Origin of the sequence: Billgrantia desiderata (assembly GCF_900108215.1) — a bacterium.
GTDB lineage: Bacteria > Pseudomonadota > Gammaproteobacteria > Pseudomonadales > Halomonadaceae > Halomonas > Halomonas desiderata.
The window spans coordinates 114613-135134 of the sequence record NZ_FNVC01000004.1 but is presented as its reverse complement, the minus strand read 5'-3'; the positions used below and the strand labels follow the sequence as shown (position 1 = coordinate 135134).

The window sequence follows — 20522 nt, the reverse complement described above, 5'->3', positions numbered from 1 at the left end:
TCTCATGGGTGGCCGGGTCAGGTAGCTTCCGACGCGGCTTCGCCCCCTTCCGGGCCATAGAAGAACACCCAGGTGGCGAAGTCGTCGGTGAAGTCTTCGAACCGGTGGACGACGCCCGCCGGCACGAACAGCACCTCACCGGCCTCGAAGGGCTGTCGGGTGTCACCGTTGACGAAATGGCCCGAGCCGGAGATGACGACATACACCTCGTCTCGGGTATGCGGCATTTGGCGATCCACTCCTTCCGGCTTGTAAATCTCGATTTGGAGCGAGCCGTGTCGGAATACCTCGGCAAAGGGCACACCGTTGTTGTCCTGCAACGTCTTCAATACAGCCGATGGGATTAGGCGCTCCATCATGGTTTCTCCGCGGTAAGGTTAAAGGCCCATATCCGCTCACTGGACAAGGGGCGGGCCGAAGCCCGTCACTCGGTAGCGCGTGCTTCGCCCGCCCCCCGGAAGTTTCTCCAGGCAGCCCTTGGCCAGCAGGTCGGAAAGATGGCGGGTGGCAGTGGCCTTGCTGACCTTGGCCACCTTCTGATATTGGGCAGCACTGATCCCCCCTTCGAAGCCTCGCTCCCCTCCATCCAGCAGACGATTGAGCACCTTGACCTGTTCCGGCAACAGGCCGGCTTCGGCGAATCGCTGCCAGAAGCGTGTCTTGGCCAAGGTACGCTCGATGCCGGCGAGAGCATCTTCCAAGGTTTGCAGCAGGATATCGAGAAACCAGGCCAGCCAGTCGCTGAGATCCGTCGTACCACGCTGGCTGGTTTCAAGCACCCGGTAGTAGTCCTGCCGCTCAGCCAATATCGCAGCGGACATGGTATAGAGGCGGATGCTTTGTCGGTCGGCCTGGGCCAAGGCCCGGTCGGCAATGGCGCGGGCCAGGCGGCCGTTCCCATCCTCGAAGGGGTGCAGGGTCACGAACCAGAAGTGGGCAACACCGGCACGCAGTAGAGGGTCCAGGGCCGGGTCGTGGCGGCTCGTGTCGAACCACGCCAGGAAGGCAGCCATTTCGTCCTCCAGCACCCGGCGAGGTGGGGCTTCGAAGTGCACCTTGGGCTTGTCGAGACGGCCAGAGACGACCTGCATCGGCTCTTCGCCCCGCCATTCCCCTACCCGCAGCCTGACCAGCGATGTCTCGGCATCGGGAAAAAGCCAGCGATGCCACTGGAAGAGCCGCTCGCGGGTCAGCGCCGTATCCGGCGAGCCGATGGCATCCATCATTATGTCGGCCATGCCTTCCGAACGCGATGACACAGCCGTCGCCACGCCCGCCACACCGAGGCGTCGCGCCAGGGAGGAGCGTACCGAGGCGGCATTAAGGCGCTCTCCTTCGATGGCCGAGGAGGTAATGATGTTCTGCAGCAGCGTATCCAGCATTACTGCCGGATCTTTGTCGCCCGGGAGGGCGCCTACCCTGCCCAGCAGCATCCCAAGAGACCGCCAAGCTTCCTGAAGGCGAGGCTGGATCACGGCGGCCCGCCAGTGGAAAGCGGGCCAGTCGGGTTGCTGCCAGATCCAGAGTGGCGTCGTGTTTGAAGCGTTCATGGCGGTACCCTGAATGACTGGTGAGCCGAATAACCCAATTATTCGGCTCACTATATGAGCCGAATTGTCGTCTCATTCGGCTCAAGGGTCAACCAAGGCTTATTGCTGGTCTGGCTTAGACCAGGTGCGGCTCGAGCCAGCGCTTGAGCTGTGAGCCCTGCAACACCCCGGCCTGGCGGGCGACCTCACGCCCCTGCTTGAACACGATCAGCGTGGGAATGCTGCGAATGCCGAAGCGACCGGCCAGGCCCGGTTCCGCCTCGGTGTCGAGCTTGGCGAAGCGGATGCGCGGTTCCAGCTCGGCGGCGGCCTGGGCGAAGACCGGCGCCATCATCTTGCAGGGGCCACACCAGCCGGCCCAGAAGTCCACCACCACCGGCAGTTCGCTGCGCTCGATCAGCGCCGCGTAGTTGGCGCTGGTGAGCTCCAGCGGCGCCCCGGTGAACATTGGCTGTTTGCACTTGCCGCAGCGCGAGGCGGCCAGACGCGCCGTGGCCACGCGATTGATGGCCAGGCAGTGGGGGCAGGCCAGATGCAGGGAGTCGGACATGGCTGGGCTCCGGGATAGACAGGGTTGGTGAGGATATGGAGGCATCAGGGCTGGAAGTAAAGCCAAGCAGGGCTATGGGATAAGGACCGCTTCCACCGGCCGCCTCAGCGAGCGCGGCATCGCCTTGCCCCGGCCGAACCGCACCACCAGGTCGGGACGCCCACCGACGATACCCAGGGCCTCGGCGAACGCCGGGCGCACGCTGGTCTCTTCGACCGGCTGGTTGATGAAGGCGTTGCAGATACCGAGTGCCGTCGCCTGCAAGGCGAAACGCTGATAGCAGCGCCCGGCTTCCACCCAGTGCGCCTTGTCGTCGGCTTGCGAGATGAACACGGCAATGCCGGCGGAGCTGCGCACCTGGCGGGCGACCTTGGCGTTCTCGATACCTTGCCGAAACAGGGCACGGAATAGCCATCTGCCCAGCCAGCGCGGCGTGGCCGGGCTTCCCATCGCACGCGCGAAGAGGCCGTCCCCGGCTTCGAGCGCCTCGTGCTCGCCAAAGCGGATCCAGGCCTCGAGCTCCTGCCTGAATGCCCGATTGGCGATTTGCCGGCTGCTGGCCTGGAGCACGAATCCCAGCACTTGCTCTATCGCCGGTCGCTCGGTCAGCAGGCTGATGGAGACCCCATTTCCGGTTCCGGCGCCCTGGAGCAGGTAGAGCTCCTGGTCGGTAACGGGCAAGCCGTTGTAGTCGGAGCGGGTGCACTGCCGCGCCGGGATCGCCTCGAACAGCGGTGAGCGCTCCGGTTGGTAGGGCGTCAGCGTGACATGCACCTCCCCCGCCCCTTCGGCATGGAAGGTAACCTCGCCCTGCATGCCGAACGCCCGTGCCGCCAGGCTCAGGTTCTCGGCGGCGCAGCCCAGCGAGACGTAGAGGTGATGGTCGTCCGGATCTACCACCGGGGTACGCCGGCTGAGGTCCGGCAGGATGGAGATGGCCTCGTCGGTGGCGCGAAAGCGCCAGCACTGGGTGTTGTGGCCGGAAGGAGCCAGAGTGGCATAGCGAATGAGTTCGTTCAGCCGCGCGACATGATCGGCCGTTTGCCCATTACCATGGCGCCACAGACTCGCCACTACCTGTTTGTAGTTCATCGTCTGCCCCCACCCTGCTCCACCCACCCTGACGAAGCCCCTCTGCTTGCCTCAGTTTAATGGATTCGGATCCAAGTGGCGCTTGGTGAGTGCTCAGAAGCCAGAACCGACATTAAAATATCGCTAAAGCGCTTAACCGACACTATAGTATCGGAATGAAAACGAGACATGTGACGCTCAGCCCCCATGCTGCCCTCTCGCTGCGCCTGTTCGCCGGACTGATCGAAGAGGGGCGTCTACATAAGGGGTGGACCCGAGACGAACTCGCCGAGCGAGTGGGCGTTGGCGTTGTCACGATTCGCCAGATTGCCAAAGGCTCTCCCCGGGTTGCCATCGGCACCTACTTCGAAGCGGCTGCGCTGGTCGGTGTATCGCTATTCACCGACGACACGGGCGCCCTGAAACGCGAGTCCGCTACCCAGCTGGAACGGCTGGCGCTGCTTCCCAAACGCGCCCGCCGTCAGCAGCATGAGCCCCTCGACGATGACTTCTAGCCAACGTGCCTATGTTTGGGTGTGGCTGCCTAATCAGCCATTCAACACGGCAGCAGCATCGGCGGCGCCCGTCCCAAGGCGCTGTTGAATGACCAGAATCGCAAGCTGGTGGCGAAGCTCTCATCCAGCACCGACCTCTTCAGGTAAAAGACATCATCGGCCGTCAGCTCGCCTCGATCCGGGCGCAGTGGGATAGCGTTTGCGATGAGGTCGGCTTGAGCTCGGTCGACCGCGCCTTCCTCTGGGGCAGGCAGTTTCTCAATCCTTTCGCGCTGGAGGGGTATTCGGAGTGAGGTGGGCCTCGCTCGCGCGGCTTCGCCATGTCACCCGAGTGCGTGCGGATAGCAACATTTTTTCCATTGAGCCCTCCGCCTTGCCTCAGGCAGGATGGGGGTAGGAAGCTGGTTGGTAGAGACACGCAACGGCATACCGCTGGAGGAGCCACATGCAACCGCTGAGCTACTACTACTACAACGTGCTGGAAGGTCTCGAAAAGCCGTGCGACGTGCCGGCGACCCAGCTACAGGAAGGCTACGATATCCTGTATCGACACGGCGGGCGTATCGAAATGGACCTGATGCGCAAGGCCGAGAATAGTAATGCCCAGGGTAAGCCCTACCACTGGTACGAGGCCTTGGACGAAGAGCAGCGGGCGAAACTGCACAAGGCCCTGGATGAGGAAAACCCCGCCAAGATTCTCAAGGTCATTCAGCGCAACGGCTATGCCGGCGTGCTCTATCACCATGCCTGGCACCACTTCCGGGAGTCGGGCGCCGCCTAGGGACCGACAAAGGATTTACCAGCACGTCGACCAGAGAGTGCCGACTGCTTGATAAGCAAGTCTTGACGTGAAGGGCCGCTTTCCCGAGGAAAGCGGCCCTTCTGCTTTGCATTGACACACCACGCTCTGCTGGTCTTAGATAGACTCTATTTTAGATAGATCGGTCTATATAGATATCGAGATTCAGGAGCGCCATCCAATGCCCGCTTCCAAGCGCGACCATCTGCTCGCCACGGCCGAGCGCCTTTTCTATGAGCAGGGCTTTCATGCCACCGGCATCGACCGCATCGTGGCGGCGGCCGGGGTGGTACGCATGACACTCTACAACCACTTCGCCTCCAAGGAGGCGCTGGTCGCGGCGGTACTGCAGGCGCGCCATGAGCGCTTCGTCGCCAGTCTCGATGCGGCCACTGCCGCCGCCCCGCCGGGCCAGGCGACACGCGCCTTGGTCGATGCACACGGTCGCTGGCTAGAACACAGCAGCCAGCATGGCTGCATCATGGTCAAGGCAATGGGTGAGTTTGCCGAGCACAGCGCCGAGGTTCATGCGCTGGCGATCTCCGCCAAGCGTGACCTGCTGGCACGCATCGAAGCCGCTGTGGCACGCGATGGTCTGGATCATCACGCCGACTTGGCGCGACGCCTCTTCGTGGTACTGGAGGGCAGCAACACGGCGGTGGTGCTACTGGGCATGCAGCCAGCTCTGTCTGACACCCGGGCGGTGGTCGATGCCCTGCTCAACGAGGCTCGGAGCGTGAGCTCATGAGGCCCCTTTCCGCTCTTGGCATGGCCGCCCTCGGCAGCGGGGTCATCGCCATCACCTACGGGCTGGCCCGCTTCGTGTTCGGCCTGTTCCTGCCTGCGATGCGCGACGAACTGTCGATTTCTTCGAGCATGGCCGGCGTGATCGGTGCTCTACCGTTCCTGAGCTTCGTCTTTGCCATCCTCGCCGCCCCCTGGGTGACACAGCACCTCGGGGTTCGCCGAGCCGGTATCGCGGCGGCCGCCTTGGCCGGGATCGGGTTGATCATGATCGCCCTGGCGCCTTCCTCGTTGCTGCTGGCCGTCGGCGTGCTGATCTGCGGTATCAGTACCGGCCTTTCCTCACCGGCAATGGCGGAAGCGGTTTCCCGGGTCGTGCCATCCAGGCTGCGTGGGAGGGTCAATGCCACCATCAACGCGGGCACCAGCGTGGGCATCGCGCTGGCCATGCCCGGGGTGCTGATCTGGGCGGAGGCCTGGCGCAGCGCCTATGTCGGCTTCGCCGTCTTGGCGGCCCTGGGCGCACTGGCGGCTTTCCTTTTCCTGCCCCGGGACGACCGCCCTGCCCAGTCATCGCTGCCTTCCCTTGCGGCCCTGCCGGTGAGCCGTGAGCAGTGGCACGCCATCACTCGGCTGAGCGGCCTGGCCGCCGGCATGGGGTGCGTGAGTGCAGCTTACTGGGTGTTTGCTCCCGATGCGGCGATCGCCGCCGGGGGCTTGGGATCGAGCCAGACCGCCTGGATGTGGCTGGCAGTCGGCCTCGGCGGGCTGACAGGTGGCAGCGCCGGCGATCTCATCGCGCGATTCGGGTCGGTGTTCAGCCATGCCGCTGGCTTGGTGGCGCTCTCCGCCGGTCTGGTTCTGCTGGCCCTTGCCCCCGGCCATTTCCCTCTCGCCCTTGCTTCTGCGGCCCTGTTCGGCGCCGGGTACATGACCCTGACCGGGTTCTATCTGGTCAGGGGAATCGAGATCATGGAAGAGGCGCCCGCCTTCGGCCCGGTGCTGCCACTGCTCGCCACCTCGGTCGGCCAGGTCGCCGGCTCCCCGCTGGCCGGCTGGCTGGTCGGGGCAGAAGGCCATGGCACCACCTTCCTGCTCTTCGCCGCCCTGGGCCTTGCCGTCGCCGGGCTGGGTTCGTGGCTGCTGAAAGAGAGAGTCGCCGCCGATTCGCGCGCGCCGGGGTAGTCAGTCGTCGAGAGCGCTAGTGACCGATCTTGGTCAGCGCCGAGTCCTTGTGCATGGCAATGTGATCGGTCTTGTCGCTCTTGATCTCGTATTGCGGCTCGTCTTCGCTGGCGTGGCGCTTGTGTCCCTTGTACTCCGTATCCCGAGTGTGAACGCGGATGATCTTGCCGCTCACCCGGCCCGCCTCGGAGTTCCAGCTCACGTGATCGCCTACCTTGAAACGCTTGGCCATGGTCCACCCCTCCTTCCTTGGGGAATGATCAACGAGCTGAAGCATAGCCCAGACCGCCGCGGCCTACTGTCTACTGGCCTTCTGTCACGACGGCCTTGGCATCATCGAATGCCAGGTATTCCGCAATCGTCTCCATGCCTTCCAGCGGCCGCTCGTAGCTCCACGCTACATCGGCATTGGCGCCGAACGAGAAGTAGGCGGCATCGCCCTTGAACGGGCAGTGGGTCACGGTCTCGGAGCGGGTCAGCCGCTCCATTCGCACGTCTTCGCGGGGAACGTAGAGCCGTGGCGGGTAGCCGCGTTCGCGCAGCTCGAGAGCGCGGGTGGTATCGGCAAGCAAGGTGCCGCCGATAGATACCTGCACTCGGTGCTGCTGCGGATTCAGAGTGATACGGGGCTCGGTGGAGGTCATCGCTGAGGGTTCGCACTTCATGTATTTCACGCCCTCAGCATAGCCTACCATGGGGTAGCGAAACCCCCGGCATGCCAGCAGTTACATACAAGGCAGCGCCCTCTGGTGCGCCTAGCATGAGCATGACCCCTGCCAAGAACAACGAGGACATGACCATGCGTAGCCTGCAGCAATTTCTCGACGACTACGGCGAGAGCCATCGCCATCCGGTGAACCAGTGGGTACATATCGTCTGCGTGCCGGCCATTCTGTTTTCCACCCTGGGGCTGCTGTGGCTGGTGCCGCTTGGTCGCTGGCTGGGCCTGGATGGCGGCGCCGCCGAGTGGGTAAATGGCGCCACCCTGCTGGGCGTGCTGGCCGGCCTGGTCTATCTGCGCCTCTCCTTCGGCGTGTTGCTGATGATGGTGGCCTGGTTCGCCATTTCAGTGGTTGGCATTCTCGCCATCCTGAGCGCGGGGTGGTCGCTGTTCTGGATCTCGCTGATCGTCTGGGTGGCGGCATGGGCGTTGCAGGTGTGGGGGCACAAGGTGGAAGGCAAGAAACCGTCGTTCGTCGAAGATGTGGTCTTTCTGCTGATCGGTCCGATTTTCGTCACCTTCGAAGTGGCGCACAGACTGGGTCTGCGCGTGCCGCGCCCGGCCGGGCATTGAACCGACCGTATCGGCGTCCGCTTCCTGAATGGCGTATCCTCGGCTTTATTTGCTGATTGCCACGGATCGCCTGTGACGGATATCTCGCCGGTACGCGGCACCCTTTACCTCTGGCACGACCGCTGGATGCTGCTCGGCCACCTGCCGGCCAATCGGGTGCACCGGCACGTCAGCGCATCGCTGTTGCTGGGGCTGGATGGGACATTCGAGCTGGAAGTGAACAGTTCGCGCCACCTAACCCGTGCGGCGTTGGTGGCACCGGACGTACCCCAGGCGCTTAACCCGGGGCAAACCACCATGCTGGTGGCCCAGCTCGACCCGGACAGCGATGCCTGGCGCCGCCTGGCAGGCAGCCTGGCAGGCAGCCTGGCAGGGCGAGCCAGCATGGATCTGCCGTTGGCCGAGGAACAGGCCTGGGCACTGGCCCACAGCGCCGATTGCCGCAGCCTATCAGCCAATCTGGCGCAATATCTGGCCGCTACCGGCGGGCCGCCACTGCCGCTGGATGCGCGCATCGCAGATATCTGCCACCACTTGCGCGCGACCCTGCCGGAGCGGCTGGATGCCGCGGCGCTGGCCGAACGCGCCGGCATCTCCGCCTCGCGACTCACGCATCTGTTTCGCGAGCAGACCGGCGTGACGCTGCGACGCTTCCTGCTGTACCTGAAGATCACCCGCGCCATGGCCCGCTGGCAGCCGGGCATGACCCTCTCCACCCTGGCCGCGGAAGCCGGCTTCTACGACCAGCCGCACCTGGTGCGCACGGCCCGCGATATGTTCGATGCCCTGCCCTCGGCCTATATCGGTACGGGGGAGTTTCGTATCTGCCGCTGCAGCGAAGCTGATTGAGCGGCAGCGGCGATTGGCTCACTTCATCTCGAAGCCACGCTTGGTGAGGAACTCGCGCATGTGGGCGCGCAGCTTGCTGCTGAACAGCGGGGTGAGGTTCTTCGACCAGTTGGAGTCCTTGTTGCCGCCGCGGCGTTCGCCGTAGTAGCTCTGCATGGCATCGTCGAAGGCGGCCACCAGCTCGCTGTCGTCGGTGTAATAGTCCTCCTTGAGGATCGCCTCCACCGGCAGGCGCGGCTTGACGTCCGGATCGGCAGCCGGATAGCCGAGGCACAAGCCGAACACCGGGTAGACGTGCTCGGGCAGGTGCAACAGGTCGCTGATGGCCTGGGGGTTGTTGCGGATGCCACCGATGTAGCAGATGCCGAGCCCCTCGGATTCGGCGGCGATGACCACGTTCTGAGCCATCAGGGCCGCATCTACACTGGCCACTACCAGTTGCTCGGTCATGCCGCGTATGACATTGGCACCGCTGCGTTCCGCCGCCTCGGTGGGCCGCTTCATGTCGGCGCAGAACACCAGGAAGTCGGAAGCGGTAGCCACGTACGACTGCCCGCCGGCCAGCTCGGCGATCTTCTCGCGGTTGGCCGGTTCCTTCACGTGAATCACGGTGTAGGCCTGCACATGGTTGGAGGTCGCGGCAGCCTGACCGGCGCGAATCAGCTCGACCAGCAGCTCATGGGGAATCTTGCGGTCGGTGAATTGGCGAATCGAGCGATGGGATTTCAGCAGTTCGATGGTGGGATTCATGTCGCCTCGCGAGTGCCTGTTATTCGTTAACCTGCTTATTATCTTTCATTCCCGCGCGCTTTGCATTTTTGCAGGCATGGTTTCAGGCGTGTTCCAGAGAAAGCGCTACCCTTGCGTTATCACTTCTGAAGGGCACTCAGCCCACTTCTGCTGAACGGTCAGTCGATAACAAGGGGGCCTAGCATGGAGCAATACACCGGCGGTTGCCTTTGCGGCAACGTTCGAGTCGTGGCGTCGGGGCGCCCGTACCGGGTCGGTATCTGTCACTGCCTGGACTGCCGCAAGCACCATGGCGCGCTCTTCTACGCCTCTGCGGTGTTCCCCCAGGCGGAGGTAGCGATAGAAGGCGAAACGCGCGCCTACAACGGGCGCTTCTTCTGCCCCCGCTGCGGCTCATCCGTTTTCGCCCGTACCGACGACGAAATCGAAGTGCACCTGGGCACCCTGGATACCCCGGATCAACTGATGCCCACCTATGAGAGCTGGGTCGTACGCCGCGAGGCCTGGCTGCCGCCGTTCCCGTACATGAAGCGCTATGATTGCGACCGCGATGCCACGGGACGCGAAGCCTAGCTATCCATTGCAGGCACAGCCCGGCGGCTGACGGCAGGTGTAGTTGCGGTTGATACAGGAATTGCCGCAGGCCTTGCCGGTACGGCACACACGACAGCAGCCCTGCGCCAGCCAGAACGCATCCTGCTCGGCGCGTGACTCGCAGGGTTCGTTCTGGGCGCTTTCGTTCGTGCTCTCCAAGGCGGCCAGAAGCTGGGCCTGAGGATGGAAGGAATCGGAGTAGCCTGCCTGGGTGGCTTCAGTGGGTAGCAGGCTGGCAAGGGCGGCACTCGAGAAGAGGAGCGCAACCAGCAGGACGAGCAGTCGCTGAGTCATGGTATGTGGTCCCTTGCGTATTTTTCGTAGTCAGAGCCCGCTTATGTTGCGGGCTTCGTCTTTCATTCTAGCTCTGATCAGCCGGTACGCCTCTGCGGCAAAGGCGTATATCAAAAAGTGCCTGAGGCCAGCGGCAGCCACACGGTTAGGTTGTCGTGCCTGACACTGCTGTTGCAGAATCGAAAGCCGAACCGCGCCCTCTGGTGGCCCATATGGACTTGCTGACCCTGCTGTTCTTCGTGCCGGCCTGCTTCGCTCTGAACATGGCACCGGGCCCCAACAATCTGCTCTCCATGAGCAACGCCAAGCGCTATGGCGTGCGCATGGCTTGCCTGGCCGGCATCGGGCGCCTGACGGCTTTCGTGGTGATGATCGCCCTCGCCGCCTCGGGTCTGGCCACCGTGCTCTACACCTCCGAAAAGCTGTTCCTGCTCATCAAGGTGCTCGGCGCCGGCTATCTGTTCTGGCTGGCCTTCCAGCTGTGGGGCGCCGAGAGTGGCGACGAGGACATGGCCGCCGCCCCGATGGGGCTCTGGGGCCTGAGCCGCCAGGAGTTCCTGCTCGCCGCCGGCAACCCAAAGGCGATCCTGATCTTCACGGCGTTCCTGCCTCAGTTCGTTACGCCAGGCGGCGACGTCGCCTTCCAGTTCCTGATCCTGGGCGCTCTGTTCCTGGTACTCGAATGGGTGGCCATCATCGGCTATGCCTGCTTCGGCGCCTTTCTACGCCACTGGTTCTCGCGCCCCGCCATGCGCCGGCTGTTCAACCGCACCTGCGCAAGCCTGTTGGCAAGCGCCGGCATCGGCCTGCTGGTGGCAAGGCGGGAGTAAGCCCTTAACTCTCGGGAATGCCTAGTTGGCCTCCCGCGGGGATATCCGACACCTTCAACAGATCGATGAAGGCGCGCAGTGCCGCGGGCACGTGGCGGTGCCCAGGGTAGTAAAGCATCAGGCCGGGGTACGGCGGGCTCCAGGCTTCGAGCAACGCCACTAGCTGCCCCGAGGCGAGACGCTCGCTGGCCACGATCTCGGGCACGTAGGCAATGCCGAGACCGTCGGCTGCCGCTTCGACCATGAGTTCGTTGTCGTCGAGCGTCAGCGCGCCGGGAACGTCGATGGCGATCTCCTGCCCTCGCCGCTCGAACTCCCAGCGATAGCGCTTGCCGCTGGGCAGCCGCTGGCGGATGCAGCGATGCTTGTGCAGGTCGTCGGGAACGCTTGGCATGCCGAAGCGGCGCAGGTAATCCGGCGAGGCCACCGCCAGGAAGCGCATGGCACCGCCCAGCTTCACCGCAATCATGTCCTGGGGGACCGCCTCGCCCAACCGAACCCCGGCATCGAAGCCCTGCTCGACGATGTCGACGAGCCGCCCTTCGCTGACGAGATCGAGCTCCACCGCCGGGTAGCGGCGCAGATAAACCGGCACGATATGGGCAAGCAGCAGCCGGGCCGCTGCCCTGCTGGCGTTGATGCGCAGCACGCCGCCGGGCTCGCCGCGGTCGTCGGCGAGGGTATCCAGCGTGGCGTTCAGTTCACTCAAGGTGGGCGTGATACGCGCCAGGAACCGACTGCCGGCATCGGTCACGGAAACGCTGCGGGTGGTGCGATGCAGCAGCCGCACGCCGAGCTGCTCTTCCAGATGCCGCATGCGGTGGCTCAGCGCCGAGCGTGAGACACCGATGACGTCAGCGGCACGCCGAAAGCTGCGTTCGGCAGCCACCACCGCAAAGGCTTCCAGATCGGCCAGGGTTGGCTTGGATATGCTTGGCTTAAACATGCTTGGCTTGCTCATTGGTGAATTTCTCTCACGAGTACATACAACAGTAGCCTACTTCTGCATTCCAATCGGAAACGCCAGCATGGTTTCGTCACTCCACCCGAAGGAAGGAACGAAACGATGAGCAAGACATGGTTGATTACCGGCGCCTCTTCAGGCCTCGGCCGTCTGATGACGGAACACCTGTTGGCGCGTGGCGATCGCGTGGTTGCCACGCTGCGCCGGGAAGGCGTGCTCGACGAACTGCAGCAGGCCCATGGCGAGCGCCTGCTGGTGCTGAAACTCGATCTTACCGATGTGGCCGGGATCCGCGAGATCACCCGCCAGGCCTTCGAGCGTATGGGAAGGATCGATGTGGTGGTATCGAACGCTGGCTATGGGCTCTTCGGTGCCGCCGAAGAGCTCAGCGACGAGCAGATCGATCACCAGATCGCCACCAACCTTACCGGTTCGATTCAGCTCATTCGCGCGGTATTGCCCTACCTGCGCGACCAGGGCGGCGGGCGCATCGTGCAGGTCTCCTCCGAAGGCGGCCAGAAGGCCTACCCCAACTTTTCGCTCTACCACGCCACCAAGTGGGGGATCGAGGGCTTCGTCGAAGCGACGGCGCAGGACGTGGCGCCGTTCGGGATCGATTTCATCATTGTCGAACCGGGACCCACCGCGACCGATTTCGCCACAGGGCTCGTGTACGGCACGCCGATGGCGGTCTATGAGGCCACGCCGGCGGGCGATGTCAGGCGCGCCGTGGCAGACGGCAGCTTCGAGATAAAGGGCGATGCCGAAAGAACGGTAAAGGCCATGATCGCTGCCGCCGACGCGGCACGACCACCCATGCGGCTGGCACTCGGCAGTTCAGCGTATACGGGCATCAAGCAGGCGCTGGAAGCGCGGCTTCAGATGCTCGAGGCGCAGCGCGACGTGGCCTTTGCGGCCGATGCCGACTGACTTAGCTCGGCTTTACAGCGGCAAATGCAGAATGGCGCCCCGCAGGCCGCGCTCGTCGGCCCACAGCTTGCCCAGGGTGATGGGCAGGCGAAAGCGGCGCTTGCCGGCGGCGCCGGGATTGAACAGCAGCCGGCCATCCTGCCACTCGTTGCGCGGTTTGTGAGAGTGGCCGTGAAGTACCGCATTGCAGGGCGTGGCCGGGTCGAAGTCCTGCAGGATATGTACGAGGTGCAGGTGCCAGCCGTTGACGCTGAGATCCAGCGTCGGCGGCAGCGCCTCGGCCCAGGGGGCGCTGTCGATGTTGCCGCGCACCGCGAAGGTCGGCGCCAGTTCGGCCAGTCGTTCGAGAAGGGCAGCGTCTTCATCGCCCCCGCCCACGTCGCCGAGATGCAGAATGAGTTCGCAGCCCTCGAGCAGGGTGAGCGCCTCGGGGCGCAGCAAGCCGTGGGTATCGCTGATGACCCCGACCGGCCGCTCGCTGACAACGGCGTGCATCGTGCTATTCCCAGACGAGCCGTATGAACAAGCCGACGGGGCATTCACCCGAGTCCAGGCCTCTGACATCGAGGTTCCGTGTCGTCATGGGCACTCCTGTTGCGCTTCGTTTCGCCGGTATCTTGTCAGTGTTGCCCTTGAGAAGGTTCATCTCAACTACCGAACCAAATGCGAATCGTAAGCAAGAATCATCAAACGACTGAATTTCAAGGCAAATTGACCGATCACAAGATTCACCCTAGGATGAGCTCATTCGCGATCGCGCCAAGGGAAGGATACGCATGAAAGGCAACCAAGAGATCATCGACGCCCTGAACGGCCTACTGGCAGCGGAACTCGCCGCCATGGATCAGTACTTTCTCCACTCCGAGATGTACGCCGACTGGGGGCTCACCAAGCTCTACGAACGCATCGCCCACGAGTTCGACGATGAAAAGGGCCATGCCAAGCTGCTGATCGAGCGCATCCTGTTCCTGGAAGGCAAGCCCGACATCCACACCCGCACCCCGGTGCGCATCGGTAGCGACGTGGAGGAGATGATCGCCAATGACCTCCAGCTCGAATACGAGGTGGGCGATGCCCTCAAGGACGCCATCGCCCTGTGCGAGCGGGAGCGCGACTTCCAGACCCGCGATGTGCTCCTCGGGCTGCTGGCCGACACCGAAGAGGATCACGCCCACTGGCTGGAGCAGCAGCTGCGGTTGATCAAGATGCTGGGCAAGCCGAACTACCTGCTCTCGCAGATGTAATACGAGCCAAGGCGCCCGACGGGCGCCTTTCCCCCGCTGTCGAAATCGCCCCGCTCCATCCGATACTGAGGAGTACGCCCCTCTTCCCTGTCTGATGGAGCTTTGCCATGTCGCGCATGATCTTCGTGAATCTGCCCGTTGCCGATCTCGAGAGGTCGATGGCCTTCTACGAGGCGCTGGGCTTTACCAACAACCCTCACTTCACCGACGAGACGGCGGCGTGCATGGTGCTGAGCGAGACGATCCACGTGATGCTGCTCACCCATGCCAAGTGGCGCACCTTCACCGACCGCCCGATTCCACCGAGCGACTCCAGCGAGGTCATGCTGGCTCTCTCCTGCGAGAGCCGCGCGGCGGTGGATGCCATGAACGAGACGGCCGGCGCCAATGGCGGCACGGCCGATATCAACCCGCGCCAGGATCACGGCTTCATGTACAGCTGCGCCTTGGCGGACCCCGACGGGCACGTCTGGGAGTCGTTCTGGATGGACCCGGCGGCCATACCTTCAGACACGCCATGAGCCCGGGGTGACGTCACCCCCGCTGACGTCACCGGTCAACCGCTTGCTTCGCCCTTCCATCACCGCACGCCCCCGCTCGGTCAGGGCGAGCAAGCGATGGGGCCATTCGCGGTGGGTTTCGCTGATGGCGAGCAACGGCTGCGGTGCGGCGAGCAATGGCTGCAGTAGCCACCAGAACATCAGGTCGCCCAGATAGGGCAGCGGCTCGTACTCACGCATGAGGTAGGAGAACGCCTTGCCCACCGACAACGGGCCGTGGTCGCGTACGATCTCCAGCGTCAGCCGCTCGGTCAGGCCTAAGCCGCTCTCCTCGGCGGGGCGTTCCTGCAGGTGGCGGGCCAGCGCGCGGCCCATCATCGGCAGTGCCGGCGTACCGCTGGCAACGAGCGCTCGCAGCGGCTCGGGGCCGTCGGCAGTCAACGCCTGCCACGCCCGAGTGCCCAGTTCGAGCAGCGGCGCCTCCACCGGGCGGCGCCACTGCCACAACCACGCCAACAGGTCCGGAGCGAGCTGGCCGAGACCGATGAAGCGCTCCACGCCGGGTACCGACTCCACTGCCACCAGCTCGACCCTTGCCTTGGTTGGGCGCGCACGCAGCCGGTAAAGCAGGTAGGCCAGGATCAGCTGGTCGTAGCTGTCATGCTCGAACCACAGCACGAGGCGTTCATAGCGCTCGAGATCGTCCAGTGCGGCGTAACCCTTGCGCAGCCGGGCCAGAACGTCCCCCTCGGCCATACCGGACACTTCCGCCAGGAAGCGGGCGCGCAGGGTCATGAGCTCCGTGGGCGAGAGATCGCGCAGCGGGCCGATGCAGAATGGATCGGAGAACTCAAGGAAATCGCCTCCGAAGCCGACAGTGCGCAGGCTGTGCTCGATATCCGAGCCGCAGCGAATGTGCAGCGTGGCCATGTCGCGATCGCCGCGCTCGGCGACCTTGCGCCGAGAAAAGTCGAGCGCCTCGATATGTGCCTTGAGCTTCGGCCAGCTGGGAAAGCCGCATTCGCGGGCGATGATGAACTGGGTATCGACGAGCTTGAGCGGCGTCTCGCGCGGCGGGATGTGCCGAAGAATATGCGCCAGCGCGTCTGGCTCGTCGGCCCGGGCGGCCTTGAGCAGTTCCTTGGCACGCTTGCGCTGCTGTTCCAGATTGAAGCGACCGTGCGACGTGGCGTCTGGCCGGGGCATTGAAGACATACGATTCCCTCCATGCGCCTGTGTCCGCCGGACAGGCCGGGAGTCGTATGGTATCGGCAATCTGAAGCGTTGGGCGCAGCCCTTTCCGCGGACGGGGACGCCTTGCGGCGCTGCCCTTAGCCTCGCGCGGCTGAGGGGCGGGTGTCAATTCGCCATTCCGGCGCCAGGCTGCGCCAATGTCGCTTGAGGGTGGCCTTGTGCGCTTCGGCCATGGGCATCGCCTCCAACTGCCGTGGCCATTGGGCGCGGGCGCGCTCGACGGTGTCATCGATCACCGTACGAATGGCGGGCCAGGCGATACCGACTTTCTCGGACCAGCGGCGAAAATCCTCCTCACCCAGCCAATACCAATCCTTTTTGCCATTTAAATTGAGCGCCAGTTGGTGGTCGCCTTTCAGGTAAGCCAACGTGGATACGATATCGTAGGCAGGTGCCAGACGCGGCGTATGCCGATCAGGATAGAACAGGCTCCAGTTCTTGAGGTGTGCATCTCCGTTGGCCAGCAGAATGTCGACCAGCAGGCGACGGACGAAGGCCTGGACGTTGGCCAAGCCGTCATCGGTGTATTCACGTATCAGACGACCCAATCGCTCGTAGTTGGGACCATCGTATTTCTCATGCGGATAGCGAAACAGGACCTGCGCCATATCTTCGGCGTGAATACGTTGCTCCCCGTCACGATCGAAACGTCGTATGGCATAGGCAACCTGCTCCTCGGGTAGATTGATCGCCGGTAAGCCTTCGAGGGCATTTAGCGAAATCAGGCGGATTTCCGGTATCTCGACGCCCGCGCTCTGGGCCAGCCACATTGCAGTGGCTTCGTTCTCGGGAAGGTGGACATGGCGGGTCGAGGGCGTCTTGACGATCCAGTCGCCGAGGTCGTCGGCATGGCCGAAATGAAAGCGGCCATCGCGTTCACGCATCGAGAACTTCATCTGCACACCGGCAAGCGAGAAACCACCGCCTACCTCAGTGACTTGGCGTACCGGCGTCACACTGCGTCGATGACCGAGTACCCAGTCCGGCATGTCGTCGGGAGCTACGGGTGAAACCTTCAGCGCGCCGGGCAGGTCGTGGCCCAGCCGCGCCAACAGAGGAAATTCGTTATCCGGATGCACTCTGAGCCGCTGGGCCAGCCAGTCGCGTAGCGCTCCTTCTGGCAACAGATTGGAGAACCAGGGGTGCAGGCGCTGCTGGCGGATCCAAGGTTTCTGCATCAGCTCACCCGAGCGAGGAAACTGGGGGTGCAAGGTCAGCGACAGCGTAGGGCGCGAGGCATCGAATCGCCAGGCCTCGTCGAAGACCATGACGTTGCGACCGCTGCGGTAGCCGGCAAGATAGCCCACCCGGCGGCCATGCAATTCCAGGTGAAGCATTTCGACTGAGTCATCTGCCATCGCGATCCGACTCATCAGGCTCATCGTCACCCAACAGGCCCTGCCAAGGATCGGCATCAAGGCCCGTACTCTCACTCGTCTCACCTTTCAGCAACGCCTGAACGGCGTGCCACTTCTCCATGGGAATCAGCATGAGCCTGGCATTGAGCCCATCCGCCGCCAGCTCGAGTGTGTTAAGGCGCGGATTGCCGCCACGCTCCAGGCGCTGATACTGCTGGCGCACCATACCGGTTCGACTAGCCAGCTCATGCTGGGTGAGATGAAGCGCCAGCCGCCGCTGACGATACTGTTCAAGAAGGTTCATGGCATCACATATGCTGCATAAAGGGTAAGAAAGCAACTTATATGCTACATAGCATAGTGTTTGCTATGGCTGCCAGCCACCGCTGAAAGTAGGGCGAGCGCCGTTTACGCCCGCTTCTCTGACACACTCCGAACTGCCGCACAGGCCCTGCACCGCTCAACGCTGCAGGGCAGGATCTCGATGCGGTTTCTACCCTGCGCCTTGGCCTGGTACAGGGCGCGGTCGATGCGGTTGATCACGGCGAGCCGACCCTCTTCAGGATGGTACTGCGTCACGCCGAAGCTGGCCGTGCACTGGCCAACGGTCTCGAAACGGTGACAATTGATCCGCTCCTGCAGCATGTCGGCTACCGCTCGAGCCTGCTGCAGGCCGGTTTCCGGCAGCACGATCAGGAACTCTTCGCCGCCAATGCGCCCGACCTGATCGACGCTGCGCAGGGAAGTGCGCAGCAGCGCGGCAAACTCCTTGAGCACGGTATCGCCAACGGTGTGGCCATGATCGTCGTTGACCTGCTTGAAGTGATCGATATCCAACAGGATGAGAGATACGGGAGCCCCGTAGCGGTCGGTTCGCTCGCACTCCTCGGCGAAGCGCCTTTCGGTCTCTTGTCGGTTCCATAGTCCGGTCAACCCATCGACACTGGCCAGGTGAGTCAGCCTTCGCTGTTGCAGAAACATGGCTTTGTGGCCCTTTTCCAGCAACAGGGCACTCAGAAAGCCGAAAGAGAAGGCAGCCAGAAGGTACAACAGGTGCAGTTTGATGAACCCCGGGTCGGGAGGAAACATCACCATGGCCGCCAGGATCATCAGCAGCGAGCTCGACGCTGCCAGCATCGCTTGGCGCAGCATGAGCCCGGAAATGGCAAACGTCCAGATCAGGATCAGGTACAGCTCGGGAGCATAGAGCGGAAAGCCATCCCGCCCTGCATTGAAATAGAGACTGGCGAAGACGGAAGGAATGGGCGAAACGGTCAGTAGTGCCCACATGGGGCGATGCAGTGCAGGTGAGAAGCTCATGCTGCCGATCAGCACCAGCATCAGCGGCACGAACAGGCCGTGCATGAAGAGGCGCCGCCCGAGCCATTCGGTGGCAATGAAGAACTGAATGGTGGCGTAGCACAGATAGAGCAAGGCCGTAAGAAAGGCAATGTAGCGAACCTGCAGCACCTTGCCTTCGAGGCACCAGGCAGCGAAAGCCTGCCGTACCTCGTGGGTCGCCTCGTGCAATGGATCGAATGCGTTTATCAGGCGAGTCGCGATACCCACCTCTCCCCCTCCTGCCGGTGAATCGACGTCGTGCCAAGGGGGAGGATGTCTGCCACAGGTGCCGACTCACCGCCAAGGCGAGCAGGCTAGGTATGGCGATGCCCGATGCACAGGTTTTCTGGGCAATCTCCCTTGCGTACTAGGTGGCGCTCTCATTCTATTCTGTTACTTGGCGCCTACTTGGAGAATGGCCTTTCCCATGCTCATGGTCAACGTATGGGCACCGCCGTGAGTGCGAAAAATCAGCCGCGGAAGCTCATGCGCCGCCCGTGGCGCTGTAATTTTGACCGGTAGCGAAGCTGGACTCCTGCGAAGCGAGCAGCACGAATACCCCGGCGATCTCCACCGGTTGACCCGGGCGGCCCATCAGCGAGTCCTCGCCAAAGGTGGCAACCACTTCCTGGGGTTGGCCACCGCTCGGCTGCAGCGGGGTCCAGAACGGCCCGGGCGAGATCGTATTGACGCGAATGCCACGCTCGGCAACCTGCTTGGAGAGCGTCTTGGTGAAGTTGACGATCGCCGCCTTGGTCATGTTGTACTCGAGCAGGATCTCGGGGGGATCTTCGGCCACCATGGAAGCGACGTTGATGATCGAAGCCCCTTCCTCCATGTGCGGCAGGGCCGCCTTGGTGATCCAGAACATCGCATAGAGGTTGGTCTTCATGGTGTCGTCGAAGATCTCGGTGCTGACGTCCATGATCGACTCCGCCCACTGCTGACGAGCGGCGTTGTTGACCAGAATGTCGAGCCCGCCGAGTCGCTCCACCGCGGTTTCCACCAGCTCACTGCAGAAGGCCTCGTCGCGGATGTCGCCGGGGATGGCCACGGCGGTCCGCCCTTCCGCTTCGATCAGCTCGATCACCTCGCGGGCATCGGGCTCTTCCACCTCCAGGTAGTTGATGGCCACGTCGGCGCCTTCACGGGCGTAGGCGATGGCCGCGGCTCTGCCGATACCGGAGTCGCCGCCGGTGATCAGCGCCTTGCGCCCTACCAGCCTGCCGCTGCCGTGGTAGCTCTCTTCGCCGTGATCGGGCCGCGGCTCCATTTCACCGGCCAGGCCCGGCCACTCCTGGGGCTGCTCGGGAAACGGCGGCCGGGGGAACTGCTCCCGCGGGTCCTGCATCTGCGTGAGGGGGCTTTCTTCAGGGCTGCCCTGGGCCGAGGCCTGATTGCCGCCGTTCTGCTGGGCGAAGGCGGGGCCGGCAACGGCAGCGGCCACACCGGTGGCCAGGCCGCCGACGAACTTGCGACGCGTGGGGTCGTGAGGACGATCCGGATTCATGCGGAGTCTCCCTTCCTTGGGTGAATGACAAGCCGATTGCTTTGAAACTAGCCTGCCTGTTCGACAATTCAATGCCAGGTCGGTAACGGTGTGTTGCTCCTTGAACCAGCAACGACTTGCCCGCTGGCGGGAATACTGGTGGGATAGCCGGCAGCGCAACGAGAGGAGAGCGGACGTGCAGCCAGAAGACCTGGAAAAGCTGGTCACCCGAAAGATGCCCTTCGGCAGGTATGAAGGCTGGCTGATCGCCGACCTGCCGGGTCCTTACCTCAACTGGTTCGCCCGCGAGGGCTTCCCACCCGGCGAGATCGGGGAATTGCTGCACCTCATGCACGAGATCGACCACAATGGATTGAGCGCCCTGCTCGATCCGCTGCGCCGGTCATGATCCGTATC

At 63.4% G+C, this 20522-nt stretch carries 27 protein-coding genes; 12 read left to right on the top strand and 15 right to left on the bottom strand.

The genetic code is table 11. The features are described from left to right. Positions 1 to 17: 17 nt before the first annotated feature. The 4 genes from C4S71_RS05965 to C4S71_RS05950 form a co-directional block, all read right to left on the bottom strand. Entirely contained in the window at positions 18 to 359 is a 342-nt protein-coding gene (locus C4S71_RS05965; RefSeq protein WP_200825239.1) for a cupin domain-containing protein, read from the bottom strand. Positions 360 to 395: 36 nt separating this feature from the next. Further along, a complete protein-coding gene (locus C4S71_RS05960; RefSeq protein ID WP_086508239.1) occupies positions 396 to 1550 on the bottom strand; it encodes a Fic family protein in 1155 nt (384 codons plus the stop codon). Between the two features lie 115 nt (positions 1551 to 1665). Continuing rightward, positions 1666 to 2100 (bottom strand): thioredoxin TrxC, encoded by a 435-nt coding sequence (gene trxC, locus C4S71_RS05955; protein ID WP_103968530.1) that lies wholly within the window; start codon positions 2098 to 2100, stop codon positions 1666 to 1668. A 72-nt stretch (positions 2101 to 2172) separates the two neighbouring features. Next, positions 2173 to 3192: an Acg family FMN-binding oxidoreductase gene (locus tag C4S71_RS05950; protein ID WP_103968529.1), complete on the bottom strand. Its 1020-nt coding sequence runs from the start codon at positions 3190 to 3192 to the stop codon at positions 2173 to 2175. Between the two features lie 155 nt (positions 3193 to 3347). Between C4S71_RS05950 and C4S71_RS05945 the strand changes: the two genes are divergently transcribed. From C4S71_RS05945 to C4S71_RS05925, 4 genes are all read left to right on the top strand, one after another. After that, on the top strand, positions 3348 to 3686 hold the full coding sequence (locus C4S71_RS05945; RefSeq protein WP_103968528.1) for a helix-turn-helix domain-containing protein: 339 nt from the start codon (positions 3348 to 3350) through the stop codon (positions 3684 to 3686). Between the two features lie 445 nt (positions 3687 to 4131). After that, on the top strand, positions 4132 to 4467 hold the full coding sequence (locus C4S71_RS05935; protein ID WP_086508236.1) for a hypothetical protein: 336 nt from the start codon (positions 4132 to 4134) through the stop codon (positions 4465 to 4467). Positions 4468 to 4666: 199 nt separating this feature from the next. Continuing rightward, a complete protein-coding gene (locus C4S71_RS05930) occupies positions 4667 to 5233 on the top strand; it encodes a TetR/AcrR family transcriptional regulator (protein WP_103968527.1) in 567 nt (188 codons plus the stop codon). Continuing rightward, a complete protein-coding gene (locus C4S71_RS05925) occupies positions 5230 to 6414 on the top strand; it encodes an MFS transporter (protein ID WP_103968526.1) in 1185 nt (394 codons plus the stop codon). Before C4S71_RS05930 ends, C4S71_RS05925 begins: the two co-directional genes overlap by 4 nt. Positions 6415 to 6430: 16 nt before the next feature. Here the strand turns inward: C4S71_RS05925 and C4S71_RS05920 are convergent, their stop codons facing one another. Together C4S71_RS05920 and C4S71_RS05915 are read right to left on the bottom strand one after the other, a co-directional pair. Next, on the bottom strand, positions 6431 to 6646 hold the full coding sequence (locus C4S71_RS05920) for a hypervirulence associated TUDOR domain-containing protein (RefSeq protein ID WP_103968525.1): 216 nt from the start codon (positions 6644 to 6646) through the stop codon (positions 6431 to 6433). 70 nt (positions 6647 to 6716) lie between these two features. Further along, entirely contained in the window at positions 6717 to 7079 is a 363-nt protein-coding gene (locus C4S71_RS05915; RefSeq protein WP_235014216.1) for a DUF427 domain-containing protein, read from the bottom strand. A gap of 95 nt (positions 7080 to 7174) precedes the next feature. Between C4S71_RS05915 and C4S71_RS05910 the strand changes: the two genes are divergently transcribed. Next, entirely contained in the window at positions 7175 to 7708 is a 534-nt protein-coding gene (locus tag C4S71_RS05910; RefSeq protein ID WP_235014214.1) for an Mpo1 family 2-hydroxy fatty acid dioxygenase, read from the top strand. Positions 7709 to 7780: 72 nt separating this feature from the next. Continuing rightward, positions 7781 to 8557: a helix-turn-helix domain-containing protein gene (locus C4S71_RS05905; RefSeq protein WP_103968523.1), complete on the top strand. Its 777-nt coding sequence runs from the start codon at positions 7781 to 7783 to the stop codon at positions 8555 to 8557. A gap of 18 nt (positions 8558 to 8575) precedes the next feature. On the opposite strand, the gene nfsA is transcribed toward C4S71_RS05905, so the two are convergent. Beyond that, positions 8576 to 9307: an oxygen-insensitive NADPH nitroreductase gene (gene nfsA / locus C4S71_RS05900; protein ID WP_103968522.1), complete on the bottom strand. Its 732-nt coding sequence runs from the start codon at positions 9305 to 9307 to the stop codon at positions 8576 to 8578. A gap of 183 nt (positions 9308 to 9490) precedes the next feature. Between nfsA and C4S71_RS05895 the strand changes: the two genes are divergently transcribed. Further along, the gene (locus C4S71_RS05895) at positions 9491 to 9880 is read left to right on the top strand and encodes a GFA family protein (protein WP_103968521.1); all 390 of its coding nucleotides are present in this window, start codon (positions 9491 to 9493) and stop codon (positions 9878 to 9880) included. Here C4S71_RS05895 and C4S71_RS05890 read toward each other — a convergent pair whose 3' ends face one another. Next, a complete protein-coding gene (locus C4S71_RS05890) occupies positions 9881 to 10195 on the bottom strand; it encodes a hypothetical protein (RefSeq protein WP_103968520.1) in 315 nt (104 codons plus the stop codon). Between the two features lie 212 nt (positions 10196 to 10407). Between C4S71_RS05890 and C4S71_RS05885 the strand changes: the two genes are divergently transcribed. Next, complete coding sequence (locus C4S71_RS05885; RefSeq protein ID WP_103968519.1) at positions 10408 to 11025, top strand: LysE family translocator; 618 nt, start codon at positions 10408 to 10410, stop codon at positions 11023 to 11025. Between the two features lie 4 nt (positions 11026 to 11029). Here C4S71_RS05885 and C4S71_RS05880 read toward each other — a convergent pair whose 3' ends face one another. Continuing rightward, positions 11030 to 11971: a LysR family transcriptional regulator gene (locus C4S71_RS05880; RefSeq protein ID WP_103968518.1), complete on the bottom strand. Its 942-nt coding sequence runs from the start codon at positions 11969 to 11971 to the stop codon at positions 11030 to 11032. A gap of 120 nt (positions 11972 to 12091) precedes the next feature. Between C4S71_RS05880 and C4S71_RS05875 the strand changes: the two genes are divergently transcribed. Continuing rightward, positions 12092 to 12919 (top strand): SDR family oxidoreductase, encoded by an 828-nt coding sequence (locus C4S71_RS05875; protein WP_103968517.1) that lies wholly within the window; start codon positions 12092 to 12094, stop codon positions 12917 to 12919. Between the two features lie 12 nt (positions 12920 to 12931). On the opposite strand, the gene C4S71_RS05870 is transcribed toward C4S71_RS05875, so the two are convergent. Continuing rightward, positions 12932 to 13414, bottom strand: a complete 483-nt coding sequence (locus C4S71_RS05870; protein WP_103968516.1) for a metallophosphoesterase family protein — start codon at positions 13412 to 13414, stop codon at positions 12932 to 12934. Positions 13415 to 13695: 281 nt separating this feature from the next. On the opposite strand from C4S71_RS05870, the gene bfr reads away from it, so the two are divergent. Together bfr and C4S71_RS05860 are read left to right on the top strand one after the other, a co-directional pair. Beyond that, entirely contained in the window at positions 13696 to 14163 is a 468-nt protein-coding gene (gene bfr / locus C4S71_RS05865) for a bacterioferritin (protein ID WP_086508214.1), read from the top strand. 107 nt (positions 14164 to 14270) lie between these two features. Then, positions 14271 to 14684 (top strand): VOC family protein, encoded by a 414-nt coding sequence (locus C4S71_RS05860; RefSeq protein ID WP_103968515.1) that lies wholly within the window; start codon positions 14271 to 14273, stop codon positions 14682 to 14684. Here the strand turns inward: C4S71_RS05860 and C4S71_RS05855 are convergent. From C4S71_RS05855 to C4S71_RS05835, 5 genes are all read right to left on the bottom strand, one after another. Continuing rightward, positions 14670 to 15878: a DUF1835 domain-containing protein gene (locus C4S71_RS05855; RefSeq protein ID WP_103968514.1), complete on the bottom strand. Its 1209-nt coding sequence runs from the start codon at positions 15876 to 15878 to the stop codon at positions 14670 to 14672. The two genes, C4S71_RS05860 and C4S71_RS05855, sit on opposite strands and share 15 nt — an antisense overlap. A 116-nt stretch (positions 15879 to 15994) precedes the next feature. Beyond that, positions 15995 to 17290 (bottom strand): type II toxin-antitoxin system HipA family toxin, encoded by a 1296-nt coding sequence (locus tag C4S71_RS05850; RefSeq protein WP_200825238.1) that lies wholly within the window; start codon positions 17288 to 17290, stop codon positions 15995 to 15997. Next, positions 17265 to 17579 carry a helix-turn-helix domain-containing protein gene (locus C4S71_RS05845; protein ID WP_103968512.1) on the bottom strand — a complete coding sequence of 105 codons (315 nt, stop codon included), beginning with the start codon at positions 17577 to 17579 and terminating at the stop codon, positions 17265 to 17267. Before C4S71_RS05845 ends, C4S71_RS05850 begins: the two co-directional genes overlap by 26 nt. A 104-nt stretch (positions 17580 to 17683) precedes the next feature. Next, a complete protein-coding gene (locus C4S71_RS05840; RefSeq protein ID WP_103968511.1) occupies positions 17684 to 18844 on the bottom strand; it encodes a GGDEF domain-containing protein in 1161 nt (386 codons plus the stop codon). Positions 18845 to 19100: 256 nt separating this feature from the next. Continuing rightward, a complete protein-coding gene (locus C4S71_RS05835; RefSeq protein WP_103968510.1) occupies positions 19101 to 20126 on the bottom strand; it encodes an SDR family oxidoreductase in 1026 nt (341 codons plus the stop codon). 175 nt (positions 20127 to 20301) lie between these two features. Here C4S71_RS05835 and C4S71_RS05830 point away from each other — a divergent pair, with 175 nt between their 5' ends. After that, entirely contained in the window at positions 20302 to 20514 is a 213-nt protein-coding gene (locus tag C4S71_RS05830; protein WP_086508207.1) for a DUF3820 family protein, read from the top strand. Positions 20515 to 20522: the final 8 nt, after the last annotated feature.

What these genes read in the sequence shown, in the direction of transcription:
- C4S71_RS05965 (WP_200825239.1), bottom strand. Translation starts at nt 359, where the DNA reads ATGATGGAGCGCCTAATCCCATCGGCTGTATTGAAGACGTTGCAGGAC.
- C4S71_RS05960 (WP_086508239.1), bottom strand. Translation starts at nt 1,550, where the DNA reads ATGAACGCTTCAAACACGACGCCACTCTGGATCTGGCAGCAACCCGAC.
- trxC (WP_103968530.1), bottom strand. Translation starts at nt 2,100, where the DNA reads ATGTCCGACTCCCTGCATCTGGCCTGCCCCCACTGCCTGGCCATCAAT.
- C4S71_RS05950 (WP_103968529.1), bottom strand. Translation starts at nt 3,192, where the DNA reads ATGAACTACAAACAGGTAGTGGCGAGTCTGTGGCGCCATGGTAATGGG.
- C4S71_RS05945 (WP_103968528.1), top strand. Translation starts at nt 3,348, where the DNA reads ATGAAAACGAGACATGTGACGCTCAGCCCCCATGCTGCCCTCTCGCTG.
- C4S71_RS05935 (WP_086508236.1), top strand. Translation starts at nt 4,132, where the DNA reads ATGCAACCGCTGAGCTACTACTACTACAACGTGCTGGAAGGTCTCGAA.
- C4S71_RS05930 (WP_103968527.1), top strand. Translation starts at nt 4,667, where the DNA reads ATGCCCGCTTCCAAGCGCGACCATCTGCTCGCCACGGCCGAGCGCCTT.
- C4S71_RS05925 (WP_103968526.1), top strand. Translation starts at nt 5,230, where the DNA reads ATGAGGCCCCTTTCCGCTCTTGGCATGGCCGCCCTCGGCAGCGGGGTC.
- C4S71_RS05920 (WP_103968525.1), bottom strand. Translation starts at nt 6,646, where the DNA reads ATGGCCAAGCGTTTCAAGGTAGGCGATCACGTGAGCTGGAACTCCGAG.
- C4S71_RS05915 (WP_235014216.1), bottom strand. Translation starts at nt 7,079, where the DNA reads ATGAAGTGCGAACCCTCAGCGATGACCTCCACCGAGCCCCGTATCACT.
- C4S71_RS05910 (WP_235014214.1), top strand. Translation starts at nt 7,175, where the DNA reads ATGAGCATGACCCCTGCCAAGAACAACGAGGACATGACCATGCGTAGC.
- nfsA (WP_103968522.1), bottom strand. Translation starts at nt 9,307, where the DNA reads ATGAATCCCACCATCGAACTGCTGAAATCCCATCGCTCGATTCGCCAA.
- C4S71_RS05895 (WP_103968521.1), top strand. Translation starts at nt 9,491, where the DNA reads ATGGAGCAATACACCGGCGGTTGCCTTTGCGGCAACGTTCGAGTCGTG.
- C4S71_RS05890 (WP_103968520.1), bottom strand. Translation starts at nt 10,195, where the DNA reads ATGACTCAGCGACTGCTCGTCCTGCTGGTTGCGCTCCTCTTCTCGAGT.
- C4S71_RS05885 (WP_103968519.1), top strand. Translation starts at nt 10,408, where the DNA reads ATGGACTTGCTGACCCTGCTGTTCTTCGTGCCGGCCTGCTTCGCTCTG.
- C4S71_RS05880 (WP_103968518.1), bottom strand. Translation starts at nt 11,971, where the DNA reads ATGTTTAAGCCAAGCATATCCAAGCCAACCCTGGCCGATCTGGAAGCC.
- C4S71_RS05875 (WP_103968517.1), top strand. Translation starts at nt 12,092, where the DNA reads ATGAGCAAGACATGGTTGATTACCGGCGCCTCTTCAGGCCTCGGCCGT.
- C4S71_RS05870 (WP_103968516.1), bottom strand. Translation starts at nt 13,414, where the DNA reads ATGCACGCCGTTGTCAGCGAGCGGCCGGTCGGGGTCATCAGCGATACC.
- bfr (WP_086508214.1), top strand. Translation starts at nt 13,696, where the DNA reads ATGAAAGGCAACCAAGAGATCATCGACGCCCTGAACGGCCTACTGGCA.
- C4S71_RS05860 (WP_103968515.1), top strand. Translation starts at nt 14,271, where the DNA reads ATGTCGCGCATGATCTTCGTGAATCTGCCCGTTGCCGATCTCGAGAGG.
- C4S71_RS05855 (WP_103968514.1), bottom strand. Translation starts at nt 15,878, where the DNA reads ATGTCTTCAATGCCCCGGCCAGACGCCACGTCGCACGGTCGCTTCAAT.
- C4S71_RS05850 (WP_200825238.1), bottom strand. Translation starts at nt 17,290, where the DNA reads ATGAGTCGGATCGCGATGGCAGATGACTCAGTCGAAATGCTTCACCTG.
- C4S71_RS05845 (WP_103968512.1), bottom strand. Translation starts at nt 17,579, where the DNA reads ATGAACCTTCTTGAACAGTATCGTCAGCGGCGGCTGGCGCTTCATCTC.
- C4S71_RS05835 (WP_103968510.1), bottom strand. Translation starts at nt 20,126, where the DNA reads ATGAATCCGGATCGTCCTCACGACCCCACGCGTCGCAAGTTCGTCGGC.